The organism is Bacillus pretiosus (assembly GCF_052947655.1).
Genome location: NZ_CM129593.1, coordinates 1983518 through 2001066, shown reverse-complemented (window position 1 = coordinate 2001066; position 17549 = coordinate 1983518). Strand labels below are relative to the sequence as shown.

Below are 17549 nucleotides of genomic sequence, written 5' to 3'. Positions count from 1 at the left end.
ATTTAAGAAATTGTCGTGCAAGAGCCTGGGCCACCTGCGAAAGATAAACCACAGCTCCCTTGTTCGTTATATAAATCTGCAACTTGCTCGCGATGAGTGGCCGGAATGACGAAGCGATCTTTATATTTCGCGATAGCAAGAAGACGATACATATCTTCTACATCCTGTTTCGTTAAGCCGAGTTCTTTTAATACCGCTTCATTTGGTTCTTTATTAATTTGCAATGCTCTCATATGCGTTCGCATAACAGCCATTTTTTTCAACGTAAGACGAATATGTGATTCATCTCCTGCAGTGAGTAAATTCGCTAAATATTGAATTGGAATACGCATATTATCAATAGCAGGGAAAATCTCTTCTGCTTGCCAGTTACTACCTTTCCCCTCCACCATGTTCATAATTGGGCTAAGCGGCGGGATATACCAAACCATTGGCATTGTACGATACTCTGGATGAAGAGGTAGAGCAATTTTCCAATCGATAATCATTTTATAGATTGGCGACTGTTGTGCCGCTTTAATCCATTCTTCAGGAATCCCTTGTTTTTTCGCTTCAGCTGCTACTTCTGGATCATTTGGATCTAGGAAAACAGTAAGTTGAGATTCATATAAATCTTTTTCATCTTCAACAGACGCCGCTTCTTTTACTTTATCAGCGTTATATAGCATTACCCCAATATATCGAATACGTCCTACACATGTTTCCGAACATATTGTTGGCATACCCGCTTCAATACGTGGGAAACACATTGTGCATTTTTCAGCTTTATTCGTTTGCCAGTTAAAATACACTTTTTTATACGGACAAGAAGATACACAAAATCTCCATGCACGACATGCATTTTGATCTACAAGAACAATCCCATCTTCTTCACGTTTATACATCGCACCAGATGGACAAGAAGATACGCAAGATGGATTCATACAATGTTCGCATATGCGTGGTAAATACATCATAAAGACATTTTCAAAATCTGTTTTAATTTCTTCTTCCATTTTCTTTACGTTCGGATCTTGTAATCCTGTTATATGTCCACCAGCTAAATCATCTTCCCAGTTTGGACCCCATTCAATTTTGTCGATAAATTCACCCGTAATTGCTGATTTCGGACGAGCAACTGGCTGATGCTTACGCTGAGGACTATTTGTTAACGTTTCATAATCATAGTTCCAAGGTTCAAAGTAATCATCAATTGTTGGTTGATCTGGATTGTGGAAAATATTCATAAGGCGCTTCATTTTCGAACCAGATTTCAGCTGAATTTCACCATTTTTCAATTCCCAGCCACCTTTATATTTCTCCTGATCTTCCCATTGCTTTGGATAACCAATACCAGGTTTCGTTTCTACGTTATTGAAATACATATATTCAGCACCTGGACGATTTGTCCAGGTGTTTTTGCACGTTACACTACAAGTATGGCAGCCAATGCATTTATCTAGATTCATTACCATTCCGACTTGTGCTTTAATCTTCAAGCCAATCTACCTCCTTCAGTTTGCGAATTACAACGTTTAAGTCACGCTGGTTCCCTGTTGGACCATAATAGTTAAATCCGTAGCTTAATTGGCCATATCCACCAATCATATGTGTCGGTTTCACATGAATACGGGTTGGACTATTATGCGTTCCCCCGCGGGTGCTTGTTAATTTCGTACCAGGCACGTTAATGTGACGATCTTGCGCATGATGCATAAATGCCATTCCTCTCGGTATACGGTGCGTTACAACAGCACGCGCTACAACAACACCGTTACGGTTAAAGCACTCGATCCAATCATTATCTGCAACGCCAGCTTCTGCAGCGTCCTCTTTATTCATCCAAACAGTTGGACCACCTCTAAACAGCGTTAACATCGGTAATGAATCGAAGTACATACTATGAATCGACCACTTATTATGCGGTGTTAAATAATTCAATGTAATCTCTTTTCCTTCTACTTCAGGCCGTGATTTACGGAACGGTTTATGTTGCAGAATTGGTTTAAATGTTGCCATCGTTTCACCAAATTCTTTCATCATGTCATGATCTAAATAGAAAGATTGTCGTCCAGTGATTGTTCTCCAAGGAATGAGACGTTCCACATTTGTAGTAAATGGTGAATAACGGCGTCCACCTTTTTCTGAACCTGTAAATGCTGGAGAAGTAATTACTGTTTTCGGCTGCGCTGTAATTTGTTCGAATGTGAAGCATTCTTCTTCACGTTCTTCTGCTAAATCACGTAGTTTTAAATCCGTTTGTTTTTCAAGTGCTTCCCATGCTTTTACAGCCATATGACCGTTTGTTGTAGAAGAAAGTGTTAATACCGCTTCAGCAGCATTAATTGCTTCTTTTATGTCTGGGCAACCTTTCGCAATAGAATCCGTTCGAACGACTCCTAATCGGCTCTTTAATTGCTCATATTCTTTTTCCGCAGACCAAGAAATCCCTTTCGTACCAATTGGCTGTTTTCCAGTATTTGGTCCTAGCGCAGTCATTTTGTCATAAATCGTTTTATAATCCCTTTCGACAACATGAATTTGTGGCATCGTTTTACCTGGGATCGGTTCACACTCACCTTTGCTCCAATCTCTAATCTTGCCAAGTGGTTGCGCTAATTCTTGTGGTGTATCGTGAAGAAGTGGTGTTGCAACAACTTCTTTCATTGGTTCAAGATCGATTTTCTTCGCTAAATCAGACAAAGCTTTAGAAAGAGAAGTGAAAATGTCCCAGTCAGAGCGCGCTTCCCACGGCGAACCGATTGCTGGATTAAATGGATGTACAAATGGATGCATATCTGTACTACTTAAATCATGCTTTTCATACCAAGTTGAAGCAGGTAAGACGATATCAGAATAAAGTGCTGTTCCAGCCATACGGAAATCTAAATTAATGAGTAAATCTAACTTCCCTTCTGGTGCTTCTTCATGCCACTTAATTTCTTCTGGTCGTAACGAATCACTATCGTCATTCATTAATCCGTTTGTCGTACCTAACAAATGTTTTAAGAAATATTCATGTCCTTTACCAGAACTTGAAATTAAGTTTGCACGCCATACGAATAAGTTGCGCGGGTAGTTATTTTTATTATCTGGATCTTCAATCGCAAATTTCAGTTCTTTTTCTTTTAATTTTTGTGCAACGTATTTCCCGATTTCTTCTTGCGTTGTTGCACCAGCAGCAACAGCTTCTTTATATAATTCAATCCCATTTTTCTCGAATGTCGGATACGAAGGCAACCAGCCAAGTCGTGCCGCTAATACATTGTAATCACCGTGATGTTGATAACGAGAGTTGCCTTCCACTGGTGATGCTAAATGTCCCACTGGTGTATCTTCATAGCGCCATTGATCTGTTACGAAATAGAAGAAAGATGTACCGTTTTGTAATTTTGGTGGCCCTTGCCAATCTTTTGCCATCGCGATTGTTTGCCATCCTTCCGCTGGTCGTAATTTTTCTTGACCAACGTAATGCGCCCAACCACCGCCGTTTACACCTTGCGCTCCGACGAGAAGTACAAGATTTAAAACTGCGCGATAAATCGTATCAGAGTTAAACCAATGGTTAATACCAGCTCCGACAATAATCATTGAGCGACCGTTCGTATCAACAGCATTTTGTGCGAACTCACGAGCGATTTGAATAATAAGCTCACGTTTTACTCCTGTCATTTTCTCTTGCCATGCAGGTGTAAACGGTACGTCATCATTGAAGTCTTTCGGCTCTTGTCCGCCAAGTCCTCGGTTCACACCGTAATTTGCTAACGTTAAGTCGTATACAGTTGTAACGAACACTTCACCTTCTTCTGTCATAACCTTTTTCACTGGAATTGTTCGTTCTAATACTTTGTTTCCATCATCAGAGAAGTACGGAATTTGTACAGTTTGAACACTATCCTCCATTCCAAGTAAAGAAAGACGTGGATCAATCTTTTCACCTGTTTCTTCATCTTCTAAACGTAAGTTCCATTTCTTTTCATTATCCCAACGTGACCCCATTGTGCCGTGCGGTGTTGCAAAATCATTCGTATTCTCGTTCCAAAGTACAGGTTTCCATTCCCCTAACTTCGTTTCGCGTCCAATATCAGAAGCATTTAAAAAACGATCAGCAACGAATTGATCCCCTTTTTGTTTCAATGTGACGAAGAAAGGAAAATCAGTATATTGTTTCGCATACTTTGTGAAGTATTCCACTTGATTATCTACGTAAAATTCTTGTAAGATTACGTGCCCCATTGCCATCGCAAGCGCACCATCTGTACCTTGTTTCACACTAATCCAATCATCCGCAAACTTTGTAGATTCAGCGAAGTCAGGACTGACAGAAACGACTTTCGTTCCTTTATATCGAACCTCCGCTAAAAAGTGTGCATCTGGTGTTCTCGTCATCGGTACATTTGAACCCCATGTCATAATGTAACCAGAGTTATACCAGTCACTACTTTCTGGTACATCTGTTTGATCGCCCCAAATTTGAGGAGAAGCTGGTGGTAAATCTGCATACCAATCATAGAAACTAAGCATCGGTCCACCCATAAGTTGCATAAAGCGACTACCAGCTGCATGACTTAACATCGACATAGCTGGAATTGGTGAAAAACCAACATTTCGGTCTGGACCGTATTTCATTACTGTGTATAGTAATGAAGCAGAAACGAGTTGTAACACTTCATCCCAATTCGCACGAATGAATCCCCCTTTACCACGCGCCTGCTTATACGTACGTGCCTTCTCAGAGTTTTCCACAATGCTTTTCCAAGCGTCTAGTGGTGACTCGTTATTTTGTAATTCTTCTTGCCACATATTCCAAAGAACACCACGTACATACGGATATTTCACACGAAGTGGACTGTAAATATACCAAGAAAAACTTGCTCCACGCGGACATCCTCGCGGTTCAAAATCAGGCATATCAGGACCTGTAGTCGGATAGTTAAGCTCCTGCCCTTCCCAAGTTACAATTCCATCTTTCACATAAATATTCCAACTACATGAGCCAGTACAGTTCACGCCGTGTGTAGAACGAATTACTTTATCATGCTGCCAACGCTTTCTGTACACATTCTCCCATTCACGATCTTCATATGTTTCTTGTGTATGATTATCGTTATAACGATCTATTGGTGAAAAATATTTTAAACGTCTCATTAGTGCTGAAGGTTTCTTCTTCATACTGTTCACTCCTTTAATACGTCTCTCTTCCATACCCTTACTATAAGAGAGGTTGTAAAATACAGATGTGACATTTCGCACAGTTCAAGAGATTGTCAAAAATTCCGGAACAAATATAAAAAAGTGAAAATCTAATCGTTGTGGAGGGTTCACATCCTTCACTGACTGTTAAATTACTTCCTTGCTTCTAGCAAAGTTTAAGATGTAGTACAGATTAAAATGAGCGTGCAAAAAATTTCTTATATAATAGCGGAAGTAATTTGGGAATAGTTAAATTTGATTTGCCTAAATCGTAAGATAAGTTTATAAATGAAAATACAATACTTTCAATCCACCATACTAAGGGTAAGTATCCTGAAAATAGTTGAACCAAAAACGCCAGGAAATCCATATGATTTGCCAGCAACTTGGATTGAATGAAGAGAAGAATACACCAGAATGGCAGGATATTAAGATAATAATAAAAGGAGTAGATTATGATATTAGAACCGCTTTATGCAGAAAACATTATAGTAGCCGTCATATATAAAAATGAGTTTAGGTGGTATGTAACAGATAAAGAACTATGGTTTTTAGATTATAATAAATTAGATAATGCATATAAAAATTTAGGTATAAGCATTGAAGATAATGATGAAACGGGAGAAAGAAATGGAATAAAAGTATTAGATCATGAAAATGTAGAAGTATTTTTAGTAAGGATTAATCAATATAAAACAACTAAAGAAGAATTAAATTATTTACTACTTGAAAATATTAAAAGGAAGAATGCAGGAGAAGATCTATTAGATTATAGTCCCGTCTTATTAATTAACTTTGATAATAAAATACTATATTCAATGTTTCCAGAACCGGCATCATACGAAAACTATGTACCAAAAGATTGGATAGGTACATATGAAGATTTCACTGAACTCATACCTACATCAGAGAGATATTGGATAAATAAGTTTAATAACAATCTACTTTTACTATAAATGTAAGTAAGACAAGAGTAATGATAGTATAAGAATTTATTACCTTTATAGAGAAGTAAATAGAGTCACTAAAGCCAGAAATAAAAGAGTAAAATAGTCATGAAATATCCATATAGTTTTGAAGTACTTAACAGTAGTGATTTAGTTATGAGACTTCCTCAAGAAATAAAACTTGTTGAAACTTTTTTAGGAATTGAAGTTTCAGCTTTTCGAGATTGGATTTTAGAAGAATTACATAGTGTTTTAAACGGAGAAAAAATTATGTAGTAGTAAATGGCAACATTTGCGGTTTAGAAATCCGGAACGACACAACTACTGTGTTAGACAATTTAGCCGAAGATGGTAAAGGAGAATATTGTGAGATTGAAACAATGGAATTGGTAGAATTGATTCATATTTGGTTAAATAAACGAAAAGAATATAAAAAAGATAAAAAATAAAGGAGTGTAATAATTTAAATAGATGGCCTCTTCATGTGAAGCCGACTTTATTTTATTCATATACATTTTAATCACAAGGCGTATTAATATATGTTCCAAACTTTACGCGTAGGGTTTCCTACGCTATTTATTTTGCTCATTGAGGTCAATCTTTCCCTTCCTTCCCCTCTTCTACTTTTACCGACGATACTATTCTATATCAAAACGTATTTCACATAAAACGAGAAATCATTATTTACCATATTGCCCTAAGTTACGGAAACAATTATACTAGATGTAATCGCGATAAATAATCTGAATATTCTCAGAATTAAAGATAGAATCTTTACTGCCCGCAATTAGACGGATACATTCTATTTTTCACTAAATAGATTAGAAAACGATAATAAAATTAGGAGGATTACGATGCACCAGCTTGACTCATTACATCCCATTATAGAAAAAATAATTAACAATATTGAAAAGTTAATGGTCGGAAAGCGAAAAGAAACGATCTTAGCTTTGACAGCTCTCTTAGCAGAAGGTCATGTACTATTAGAAGATGTGCCTGGCGTTGGGAAAACAATGTTAGTACGTGCACTTTCTAAATCAATTGATGCTGATTACAAGCGCATTCAATTCACACCTGATTTACTGCCGTCAGATGTTACAGGTGTTTCTATTTATAATCCGAAAGAGCTCCAATTTGAGTTCAAGCCTGGACCAATCATGGGGAATTTTATACTTGCTGATGAAATTAATCGTACATCTCCAAAAACACAATCTGCCTTACTTGAAAGTATGGAAGAAGGCAATATTACAATAGATGGCATGACAAGACCGTTACCAAAACCGTTCTTTGTAATGGCTACCCAAAATCCGGTCGAATATGAGGGAACATATCCTTTACCAGAAGCACAGCTCGATCGTTTCTTATTGAAACTAAAAATGGGATATCCTACACAAGAAGAAGAATTTGAAATTTTAAACAGGATGGAAAAAACAAATCCCCTCTCCCATTTACAAGCTATTACAACAATAGAAGAATTACTTTATTTACAACAGAGCGTACGGGAAATAAGCATGGACAAAGCAATCAAGCATTACATTGTAAAGCTTGTTAGTCAGACTCGTTCTTATAGTTCTATTCAACTAGGTGCAAGTCCACGTGGCTCGATTGCTTTAATGAAAGCTTCACAAGCTTATGCATTCATCCATGGCAGAAATTATGTTATTCCAGACGATGTTAAATTTTTAGCTCCCTACGTGTTAGCTCACAGACTCATTCTAAAAATGGAGGCAAAATTTGAAGGAATAACAGGAGAACAAGTTATCGCAAAAATCGTTGCGCGAACTACCGTACCTACTCAAAGGAAGATGAACCTTTGATGAAACGGATACTACGAGCACTCTATCATTTTACTAAGTTATCACTCATTCCGTTATGCCTAGTCTTAACATTTGTATACGCTATGCTTCAAGGAGGATTTGTAAGTTGGTTTTTGTTTTACAGTGCGATTCCTATTGGCCTTTATTCACTATTGCTTCCCTTCTTTGCTTTACGGAACGCCGAGGTAAAACGAATAACAAATCAAGACGAATATGTAGCAGGAGAACCATTTTTAAGTACGATTACAATAAAAAGAAGTTTCCCTTTTCCCTTACTTTATTTAATTATAGAAGATGAACTGCCATCACAATTTGCAAATTGTAAACAAACGAAGATGAATAAAGTAATACTCTTTCCAGGATTGAAACGAAATATTTCGTTTCAATATGCAATTGACACAATCCCTAGAGGAGAGCACTCTTTTTCAAGCGTACGTGTCAAAACTGGCGATCTATTCGGTATGATGGAGAAAGAAGTAACTTTTTCAGTTCCAGATACATTTTTAGTCTACCCTCAGTATGTAGATATAACATATCGACAAATGGAAAATCATTTCGAACAAGGAGCACTTTCAGCAAATATAAATTTAGTAAAAGACTCTACCATTTCTGTCGGTGTCAGGGAATATAAACCTGGTGATCGCTTTTCGTGGATTGATTGGAAAGCAACTGCACGAACAAACAACATTATGACGAAAGAGTTTGAACAACAGCGCAGCCATAATATTATGATATTCATGGACAGAACCCCATCCCCTCTATTCGAATCAGTCGTCACATTTACTGCCTCTATTGTCAGGTCTGTCTTGAAGCAAAATTCACCGGCGTCATTCGTATCTGTCGGAAAAGAACGAACTTTTTTCCCTTTAGACAATGGAGATAGTCAGTTATATCAAATCTTTTGTCATTTAGCGAAGGTACAAGCAGATAGTGTATTCCCGCTCTCCCGGAGTGTAGAAATGGAATTAAGAAAAATTTATGAGCCCGTCACGATTATACTCGTGATAAGCGATCTTTCTCCCGATATTCAAAAGGCGGCTGACTTTGCTGCTATAAAAAATAGAAAATTAATGGTGTTTGTCGTAAAAGAAAAAGCAAATCAACTCTCACACCGAGAACTCAGTATTCTAGAAACTCTACAAAAACGACAAATATTTGTAAATGTGGTTTATGGAAACCAGTATACAAACGTGTTTTTTGAGGTGAGCACATGATAACATTACAGGCAAAAAAACAATGGGATATGACTAGATTTTTCATGCATGCATGCGCATTTCTACTTTTACTAGAATGGCTAAGGCCCCTCGTAGGTATTACAAACGTAGGTAGATTAGATGTTTTCGTAATATTTATAGGGATTTGCTTCACTCTCTCTTTTTTTCAAATAAAATGGCAGATTCCAATAAAGATCGTCACGATTTTATTCATCATTCATTTCCTATATTATAAAAATGCTTTTATAAATCCATCTTGGCTAACGAAATTTTCCACTGATATTTCTCGAAATTCCTCCCTGTTATTTCAGGGGAATTTGCTGGATATCTCTCCAGTTTTTCCAACACTTTTATTTTTTTTATCCTTTTGGTTTTTGAGTGCTTTCATCTCTTTTTGGATGATTCATAAAAAACGTGGGTTGTTATTTCTTATATTGACTATTATTTATATCACCATTTTTCATAACTTACATTTATACAATGCAAACTACGCTATTATTCGTACTGTTGTCATCGGCTTTTTTATGCTTAGTCTTCTTCGCATAGAACGAATAAAAGAGATGGAACACTTACAAAATTATGCTAGAGAAATCTCAAAATTACTTAAACCTCTTACAATATTTATTGTATTGTCAGCAACTATCGCATACTTTGCTCCAAAATTTGGCCCTCAATGGCCAAACCCAATGGATTTTTTAAAATTCAACACATCCGAAGCAAGTAAAAAACAAGAAGTTTCTAAAATTGGGTATGGTTTAGATGACTCACGATTAGGCGGTCCTTTTAAGGCAGATCCTACAATTGTTTTCACAGCACAAACGCAAAATAAACAATATTGGAGAGTCGAAACGAAAGATTTTTATACAGGAAAAGGCTGGGAAGTTTCTGAAAATCAAAAAAAGGTTTCTTTTAAAAATAAAAACGACGTCGTGAGCTGGTACGAACAAAATACAAAAACGGAGACAACTAAGGCAACAATCAACATGCAAAAAAGATATCCTCATCTTACCTATCCAGCAGGGTTAATATCAGTTGAGGCTTCTTCAGATATATCATACAGCGTTGACCCATTTTCTGAAAAAATCTATACGATGGACGGAGGTTCTTCTACTACTTTAAATTCATATAAAGTAACATATGGGGTCCCGGAGTTTTCCATAGAAAACTTGAAAGCTGTAAAAACGAATGAAGGTCAAGAAACAAATCCTTATTTCATGACAAAGTACACGCAACTTCCCGAATCATTACCGCAGCGAGTAAGAGACTTAGCTGTTAATCTAACAAATGATAAAGACAACCGATATGATAAAGTATTAGCTATTGAAAATTACTTCACCGACCATTCTTTCGTATATGAAACAATGAATGTGTTGTTCCCTGCCAAAAATCAAGATTATGTTGATCAATTCCTTTTTGATACAAAAAGCGGCTACTGTAATAATTTTTCGACATCTATGATTGTGTTACTTCGTTCTGCTGGGATCCCTGCTCGATGGGTAAAAGGTTATACAGAAGGAACTCTTGATAACACACTAGTTGGTGCAGAAGGTGAGGATGTATATAAAATTGCGAACGATAACGCACACTCTTGGGTCGAAGTATATTTCCCAGGATACGGATGGATTCCATTCGAACCAACAAAAGGATTTACCAATCCCTATAATTTCACAAATAATACTCCTGCTCCTACTTTACAAAATAGCGAAGAAACTAAGTCTCAAAATGCGCAAATGCCCCAAAGAAACAATGAAGCAAAGCTCAAAAGTTTAATTGAAGATACAGAAGACGCTCCTACTAAAAAGCTTACAAATTCTAAAAATGGACTTTCTTGGTGGTACGTATTCCTCTCTACGATACTAATTAGTATTATAGGATACACTCTCTTCGCTACTAGAATGCAATGGATTACATTTTTTATTATTCTTTTCTACAAATACCGAAAAGATGATGCTGTTTATAGCAAAGCTTACGGTGCACTTTTGAAACAATTTGCGCGAATCGGTATACTACGTGGGGAAAGTCAAACGTTCCGAGAATACGCTCTCCACATCGATACACTTTACAACTCGGCCGATATGCAACAACTTACTTTCAGTTATGAGAATGCTATGTATCAAAAGGGACAGGCCGTAGCAGAATGGAAGAAATCCGTACACTTATGGGAAATTCTTATGAAAAAAGCAGCCTCTCCGCCTAAATCAAATGACTTCCATTCAGCGATTTAATCTTGATAATGTGAGTTGATAGAAAAAGCCTTAAAGAACTACCTTGTTCTTTGAGGCTTTTTTAATAAAGTGAAACTTCTAGTTATTCTCCAAGTACCTTCTCAATCTCAACCTCTAAATCAACCGGCTTCGTCTGCGGCGCAAAACGCCCTACTACTTTCCCGTCTTTTCCAATTAGAAACTTAGTAAAATTCCATTTCACTGCTTTCATACCGAGTAAACCTGGTGCTTGTTCTGTCATGTATGTATAAAGCGGATGTGCCTTATCGCCTTTCACATCAATCTTTGCAAACATCGGGAAATTCACACCGTAGTTTAATTCACAAAAACTAGTAATATCTGCTTCTGTACCTGGTTCTTGTCCTCCGAATTGGTTACAAGGGAAACCGAGTACTTCTAGTCCTTGGTCTTTATATTTATCATATACTTCTTGTAATCCTTTATATTGTGGTGTAAAACCACATTTGCTAGCTACATTTACAATAAGAAGTGCTTTTCCTTCGTAATCTTTTAACGATTTATCTTCTCCTGTTATCGTTTTAGCTGAAAAATCATAAACTGTCATTTTCCTTACCCCTCTCTTCACTATCATTCTATGTTTATACTATACTACATTCATGAATATACAGCTCTTATTACGTACTTACACCCCAATATGATAGCGCTTTATTTCTATTCGAAAATTCGACACAAACTACTAGACTTTTATGATGGCAAGTTTTACAATTAAATTGTGAACAAAATGTGACAGTTTATATTCCATTATAAAAGAAAAGGATGGTGTTCATTATGAAAACTGCACAACATGAAACGATTTCAAATCGCGAGTTTTATTTCGTACTATATATGATGTTATTGTATGTGATTGGCTGGGTAATCGATGTAAATGGTTTATTTTTAAGCTCCTACTTTAATTTAGCAGGAGAAATTATGCTTCCAATCGTTGGTGGCATAGTTGGACTGTTTCTTATGTCTATCAATAAAGAACAAACGAAATAATAACACTTTAAAAAGGCAGAAGACGAGCTTTCGTTTTCTGCCTTTTTTCTATTTTAGCGTATAATAGAAACATATAGTAAATAAGGAGTGGTAATGATGAAAAAAGTAGAGCAATTATCTTCTCACCTATATCTTATTGATGATTTTGATTTACAACATAATGAACGAACAGGTACGTACGTTTTAGTAGGTGACGATATTACTTTAATTGAAACTTGTGCAGCCCCTTCTATTCCGTATATTTTAGACGGCTTACAACAATTACATATTGATTTAAACGAAGTTAAAAACATTATCGTTACACATGTTCATTTAGATCACGCCGGTGCTGCTGGTTTAATGATGGAAAAATGCCCAAACGCTACTTTATATGTGCATTCTCGCGGTGCTCGTCATATGATTGATCCAACAAAACTCATTTTAGGCGCAAAAGCTGTATACAAAGAAGATTTCGATAAACTATTTGATCCAATTCTTCCTATAGAAGAAGAACGTGTTCATATTGTACAAAATGGTGATACGTTAAAAATTGCCGCAGACCGTACACTTACATTTTACGATACACCGGGACATGCTAAGCACCATATTAGCATTCACGATTCATTAACAAATGGCATTTTTACTGGCGATACAATAGGAATTTACTATAGAGAACTCGCAGACCTTGGTGTAGAACTATATTTACCATCAACGTCCCCTTCACAATTCCAACCAGATGCGATGATTGCTTCTAAAAATCATATTCAAAGTATGAATGTAGATACTATTTATTTCGGCCATTACGGTGCATCATCCAATGTTACAGAAGTATATAACCAACTGGAACATTGGCTACCTATTTTTGTTCATACTGGTAAAGAAGTCTTTGAACAGTATAATGATTTCGATGAAGCGACTAAAGCTTTACACACTGTATTAATGGATAAGATCTCTTCTCATCTTACAAAGTTAAACGTTCCATCAGATCATTCTGTTTATAACATTTTACATCTAGATATAGAAATTAGCGCGATGGGCATTATAGATTATTTCACGAAGCAAGAAAAAGCAAACTCCACTATTAAATAACCGTAAAAGAAGAGATATACAACAGTAGTTATTGTATATCTCTTCTTTTTTTGAATATATTTTGAGTAAAGGATGGTGGAATACAATGCAAAAAGTAATACTATACCTCTGCTTTACCTTATTTATCGTCTTATTATTATTTGTCGGAGTGAAAATTCAATTTTATTTAGATACAGATGCGCAGGTGAATTTTAACGTTTATCCAAGATTATTCTACTTTACACTCTTCCCTCTTATAGTTGGCATTTTATTACGATTCCTTCAATCCATTAATCGCGAAACAAGTAAACAAAACTGGCGCTTTCAACCGGATAAATTTATCGCTATTACTGTGCCTACGCTATTCATTTCCTTTTCTCCAGCTCTACTCTTTTCACCAGTTGGTGCATACCTGCCTTATTTAACTAATATTATTCTTATAAATACTACTTTTGTTACGATAATAAGTTTAATAGCTGGCTATTCTTTTTTAGATTGTTTTATACAAAAAGATACTACAAATATGAAAAAATATAATTGATAACCATTTTTTAAGTGTTGCTAATTAGGTCAGTTTGTTTATAAATCTGATATTACTTGTAAAAGCCGATATAAACAAAAAGGGGAATTATGTTAAAATTAAATTGGTTGTATTTAGATCACAATGCATTTTATCCAGAGGAGACTTATTATGTATAAATTAGGTGCTTTCTCGTTTCTAACGTTTCTTGCAAGTATATGTTCTTTCTTTATTTTAAGAGGACCTAATGCAAATTTAACTTTAATTATTGTGATTCTAGCTATACTTTCATTACTCGGTATTATTTTTGCAATCGCATCAAAGAATTGGTTATTCGGAATAGTTGGTACAGCATTAAATGCAGTAATACTAGTATTTGTATATTTCTTATCGCTAGCAAAAGGAATAGGTGGTTAATAATTTTACGTTTCAATAAAAAAGCTCTCAGCTTAGGCTTTGAGCTTTTTACTTATCTCACCTTTTCATCTACATACTCCATAAACTGCTCCGCATTAATAAATCTTTCTTTATACGCCTCAGGTACTTCTTCTACTTTCATCCCACCAGTTGATTTTGTCTTTACTTGTACGATTTCATATGTCATTAAAGCTTCCACATAACGGTCAAACTCTTCTTGTGTTAATACTTCTTTACTAGATTTATGACCATTTAATCTATCAAAGTATGGTTGAAGGCTCATACTTAAATTTTTCATTTCTTCTCTTTTTCCTGGTGATAATTGATCATAATTAATATTACCGTTCGAATCCCCGTACGCAAGCTTTGCATTTGTTAATTTCTTTAGTTCTTTTGTAAACTCTTCATATTCCTTCGCACCCATTTCGTCTTTCGCTTCTGATAACTTTGCATTAAAACGCATATACGCTTCTAATGTCATCGCTCCGGCATGTTTTTTTAAGTTCTCAAACGACCCGTATATACCATCCGCCATAATAGATTGGTAAGCAAAACCAGTCGTTGGGATTAAAAATGCTGCTGCAAGCACTCCTGCAATAAGGCGCCTCCTCATCTTACTCCCGCCGTGATTCATTTTTATTTGAACGATTACCTTTTCTTTTAACTCCGGCGGGGCAACAATCCCATTCGCTTCCTCTTGTATAGATTCTCTAATTCTGCAATCTAAACTCATTTCACATTCCCTACCTCTCCTAAAAAGATTTCTTCTACTTGCTCTATTTGACGTAGTTTTTTTAATGCTGCGTGAATTCTAGATTTCACAGTACCAATTGGAATATGTAATATTTGTGCTACTTCTTCTTGTGAATAATCGTGTAAGTATCTTAAGATAATAACTTGTTTCAATTTATACGGTAATTTATGAATGAGTTCGATTAGTTTTTTGTTTGATATTTTACTTACAACATCGTTAGAAAAATCAATTTGTTCCGGTTTTCTTTGCTCTTCTGCTTTTTTTATAATTCGTAATCGCATCCACCTCTTTCTTCTATAAGAGTGAATTTGTTTAATCGCAAGTCCAATTAGCCAAGGGCGAAATGGTTTCTTGCTATCATACTTACGAAGCGATTCATATAACTGTATGTATATTTCTTGAACGACATCATCTACATCCGTTTTATCTTCAACTAAAAAATGTGCTGTTTTATATACTTCTTGAATCGTTTTATCATACAACTTGCTATATGCTTCTTTATTGCCTGATAAAGTTAATTGGATCAAATCTGTATACACTGTTTCAACCTTCATATACCATCCCTCCTTTGTCTTACACTATATATTGGCAAGTAATTGACATTTCGTTCGATTTTTTCAAAAGTTTTTTTATATAGATTAATATAATGATTCAATATGTTCATAAGCTTCACTTATAATCACACATAACTATTATATAATTTTCCAATTTCTAATGAACATTTAAAATGATTTATATAGTCAAATTTAGGAGGATATATAATGAAAGCTATCATTGTAACGTCGTTCGGTGGTCCTGAAGTAATGAAATATACAGATGTGGATATGCCGGCTATTTCAGAAGATCAAGTTTTGATTCGCGTTGTTGCTACTAGTGTAAATTTCGCCGATATTAAATCCCGTTATGGTAAAAAAGGAAATAAAGCACTACCTTTTATACCAGGGATAGATGCCGCTGGTATTGTAGAACGTGTCGGTTCTCATGTGAAAAATATTTATCCTGGACAACGTGTCATTGCTTTTCCTCAAAATGGATCTTACGCAGAATACGTTGTCGCAAACGAAAACCTTACTTTCGTTTTACCTGATAAAGTCGATTTTCAAACTGCAGCTGCTTGTCCGATTGTATCTTTTACAGGCTATAATTTACTCGCAAATGTTGCAAGGCTTCAACAAGATGAGTCTGTACTCATTCATGCAGCGGCTGGTGGGATTGGTACGACAGCAATTCAAATCGCTAAACTATTAGGGGCTGGAACTGTTATTGGTACTGTTGGGAGTGAAGTAAAAAGAAAAATAGCTTTAGATGCTGGAGCTGATTATGTTATTTGTCATCAGGATGAGGATTTTGTAGAGAAAGTCAATGAGCTGACCAACGGTGAAGGGGTCGATGTAATTTTAGATTCTATTTCTGGAACGGTTTCGGAAAGAAGTTTAAAATGTCTTGCTTATTACGGTCGCCTCGTTCATTTCGGAAATGCAAGCGGTGAAATTGGTAACTTTCAAACGAAAGATTTACACGCAAGTTGCCGCTCTATACTCGGTTTTAGCTTTGGTACTACACGAAAAAAACGCCCTGAACTACTCCAAGAAACTGCAAATGAAGTTTTCCGTTATTTACGTGACGGAAGTTTGCAAATTAAGGCTACGAAATCTTTTCCACTTCAAGATGCAGGGAAAGCACATGAATGGGTCGAAAGTAGAAAAAGTACAGGGAAAGTAATACTAACTGTTCAGTCCCCTTCCTGAAATGAATACTTGAAACCGAGGTGTCATTCATGGGATCACGAATTATGCATGTTATTATCGCTAACAGGATTGCCGAGAAATTATCTATTCAAGATAAAACTTCTTTTATACTTGGAGGCGTAGCCCCCGATGCTGTGCATTCAAAGATAGAAAAAGTCACCTCACATTTTTACGCCGGCTCAACAAAAGACCATACGAGACGAATTGATTATGGATCATTTATTCATAAATATAAAGATTATATGGAGTCCCCATTTCTCCTAGGCTATTGCACCCACCTCATTGCCGATGATAATTGGCTAAGCGGCTTTTTTCTACCTTGGCTTAAAAACAGAATCGAAAATGACGAAACTATCGCGCCTATGTACTACAACGACTTTAAATTATTGAACGCAAAATTACTTTATCATTACGATAAAGAACAACGGCTCTTCTCTCTTCTCAATCAAGAGGCTCACATTATAGATATTGAAGAGGTTTCTAAAGAAAACGTTTTAGCTTTTCGAAAGTATCTTTTTGAAGATATGTTGTATCCAGAGCAACATTTACATGAAAACTTACAAGTATTTACGTTCGATCAAATCGTTGGTTATATTGAAACAGCTATTGAAAAAGGGGCATTTTTTATTAATCAACTCTCTAATGAAAAATCCCCTTCAAACATGTAATCCCCCTCAATATATTTGAGG

General features: G+C 35.9%; 15 protein-coding genes and 1 pseudogene. 11 read left to right on the top strand and 5 right to left on the bottom strand.

From position 1 onward, the window contains the following. Nucleotides 1–2: 2 nt before the first annotated feature. On the bottom strand, nucleotides 3–1478 hold the full coding sequence (gene narH / locus ACU8YW_RS10395) for a nitrate reductase subunit beta (protein ID WP_098133688.1): 1476 nt from the start codon (nucleotides 1476–1478) through the stop codon (nucleotides 3–5). Further along, nucleotides 1468–5151 carry a nitrate reductase subunit alpha gene (locus ACU8YW_RS10390; protein ID WP_426933720.1) on the bottom strand — a complete coding sequence of 1228 codons (3684 nt, stop codon included), beginning with the start codon at nucleotides 5149–5151 and terminating at the stop codon, nucleotides 1468–1470. Before ACU8YW_RS10390 ends, narH begins: the two co-directional genes overlap by 11 nt. A gap of 476 nt (nucleotides 5152–5627) precedes the next feature. Between ACU8YW_RS10390 and ACU8YW_RS10385 the strand changes: the two genes are divergently transcribed. The 5 genes and pseudogenes from ACU8YW_RS10385 to ACU8YW_RS10365 all read left to right on the top strand — a co-directional run bounded on the left by ACU8YW_RS10385 (nucleotide 5628) and on the right by ACU8YW_RS10365 (nucleotide 11375). Continuing rightward, complete coding sequence (locus tag ACU8YW_RS10385) at nucleotides 5628–6128, top strand: hypothetical protein (protein ID WP_088609031.1); 501 nt, start codon at nucleotides 5628–5630, stop codon at nucleotides 6126–6128. 99 nt (nucleotides 6129–6227) lie between these two features. Further along, nucleotides 6228–6568 (top strand): annotated as a pseudogene (locus ACU8YW_RS10380) (hypothetical protein). Between the two features lie 405 nt (nucleotides 6569–6973). Then, on the top strand, nucleotides 6974–7936 hold the full coding sequence (locus tag ACU8YW_RS10375) for an AAA family ATPase (RefSeq protein WP_046953636.1): 963 nt from the start codon (nucleotides 6974–6976) through the stop codon (nucleotides 7934–7936). Beyond that, nucleotides 7936–9150: a DUF58 domain-containing protein gene (locus tag ACU8YW_RS10370; protein ID WP_426933721.1), complete on the top strand. Its 1215-nt coding sequence runs from the start codon at nucleotides 7936–7938 to the stop codon at nucleotides 9148–9150. The genes ACU8YW_RS10375 and ACU8YW_RS10370 overlap by 1 nt, the downstream gene beginning before the upstream one ends. Then, nucleotides 9147–11375, top strand: coding sequence for a transglutaminase TgpA family protein (locus tag ACU8YW_RS10365; protein WP_426933722.1), 2229 nt, complete (start codon nucleotides 9147–9149; stop codon nucleotides 11373–11375). Before ACU8YW_RS10370 ends, ACU8YW_RS10365 begins: the two co-directional genes overlap by 4 nt. 82 nt (nucleotides 11376–11457) lie before the next feature. Here ACU8YW_RS10365 and bsaA read toward each other — a convergent pair whose 3' ends face one another. Next, a complete protein-coding gene (bsaA, locus tag ACU8YW_RS10360) occupies nucleotides 11458–11940 on the bottom strand; it encodes a glutathione peroxidase (RefSeq protein ID WP_088609028.1) in 483 nt (160 codons plus the stop codon). A 224-nt stretch (nucleotides 11941–12164) separates the two neighbouring features. Between bsaA and ACU8YW_RS10355 the strand changes: the two genes are divergently transcribed. The 4 genes from ACU8YW_RS10355 (at nucleotide 12165) to ACU8YW_RS10340 (ending at nucleotide 14358) form a co-directional block, all read left to right on the top strand. Continuing rightward, nucleotides 12165–12374 carry a DUF3925 family protein gene (locus ACU8YW_RS10355; RefSeq protein WP_088609027.1) on the top strand — a complete coding sequence of 70 codons (210 nt, stop codon included), beginning with the start codon at nucleotides 12165–12167 and terminating at the stop codon, nucleotides 12372–12374. Nucleotides 12375–12470: 96 nt separating this feature from the next. Further along, nucleotides 12471–13442 (top strand): MBL fold metallo-hydrolase, encoded by a 972-nt coding sequence (locus tag ACU8YW_RS10350; protein WP_426933723.1) that lies wholly within the window; start codon nucleotides 12471–12473, stop codon nucleotides 13440–13442. 85 nt (nucleotides 13443–13527) lie between these two features. After that, a complete protein-coding gene (locus ACU8YW_RS10345) occupies nucleotides 13528–13962 on the top strand; it encodes a hypothetical protein (RefSeq protein WP_262719814.1) in 435 nt (144 codons plus the stop codon). Nucleotides 13963–14112: 150 nt separating this feature from the next. After that, on the top strand, nucleotides 14113–14358 hold the full coding sequence (locus tag ACU8YW_RS10340) for a hypothetical protein (protein ID WP_075310899.1): 246 nt from the start codon (nucleotides 14113–14115) through the stop codon (nucleotides 14356–14358). Nucleotides 14359–14410: 52 nt separating this feature from the next. On the opposite strand, the gene ACU8YW_RS10335 is transcribed toward ACU8YW_RS10340, so the two are convergent. Both ACU8YW_RS10335 and ACU8YW_RS10330 read right to left on the bottom strand, forming a co-directional pair. Beyond that, the gene (locus ACU8YW_RS10335; RefSeq protein ID WP_262719813.1) at nucleotides 14411–15091 is read right to left on the bottom strand and encodes a DUF3600 domain-containing protein; all 681 of its coding nucleotides are present in this window, start codon (nucleotides 15089–15091) and stop codon (nucleotides 14411–14413) included. Beyond that, a complete protein-coding gene (locus ACU8YW_RS10330; protein WP_199695234.1) occupies nucleotides 15088–15666 on the bottom strand; it encodes a sigma-70 family RNA polymerase sigma factor in 579 nt (192 codons plus the stop codon). The genes ACU8YW_RS10335 and ACU8YW_RS10330 overlap by 4 nt, the downstream gene beginning before the upstream one ends. Nucleotides 15667–15873: 207 nt before the next feature. Here ACU8YW_RS10330 and ACU8YW_RS10325 point away from each other — a divergent pair, with 207 nt between their 5' ends. Both ACU8YW_RS10325 and ACU8YW_RS10320 read left to right on the top strand, forming a co-directional pair. Then, nucleotides 15874–16860 (top strand): quinone oxidoreductase family protein, encoded by a 987-nt coding sequence (locus tag ACU8YW_RS10325; RefSeq protein WP_426933724.1) that lies wholly within the window; start codon nucleotides 15874–15876, stop codon nucleotides 16858–16860. 29 nt (nucleotides 16861–16889) lie between these two features. Beyond that, on the top strand, nucleotides 16890–17528 hold the full coding sequence (locus ACU8YW_RS10320; RefSeq protein ID WP_426933725.1) for a zinc dependent phospholipase C family protein: 639 nt from the start codon (nucleotides 16890–16892) through the stop codon (nucleotides 17526–17528). Nucleotides 17529–17549 lie beyond the last annotated feature (21 nt).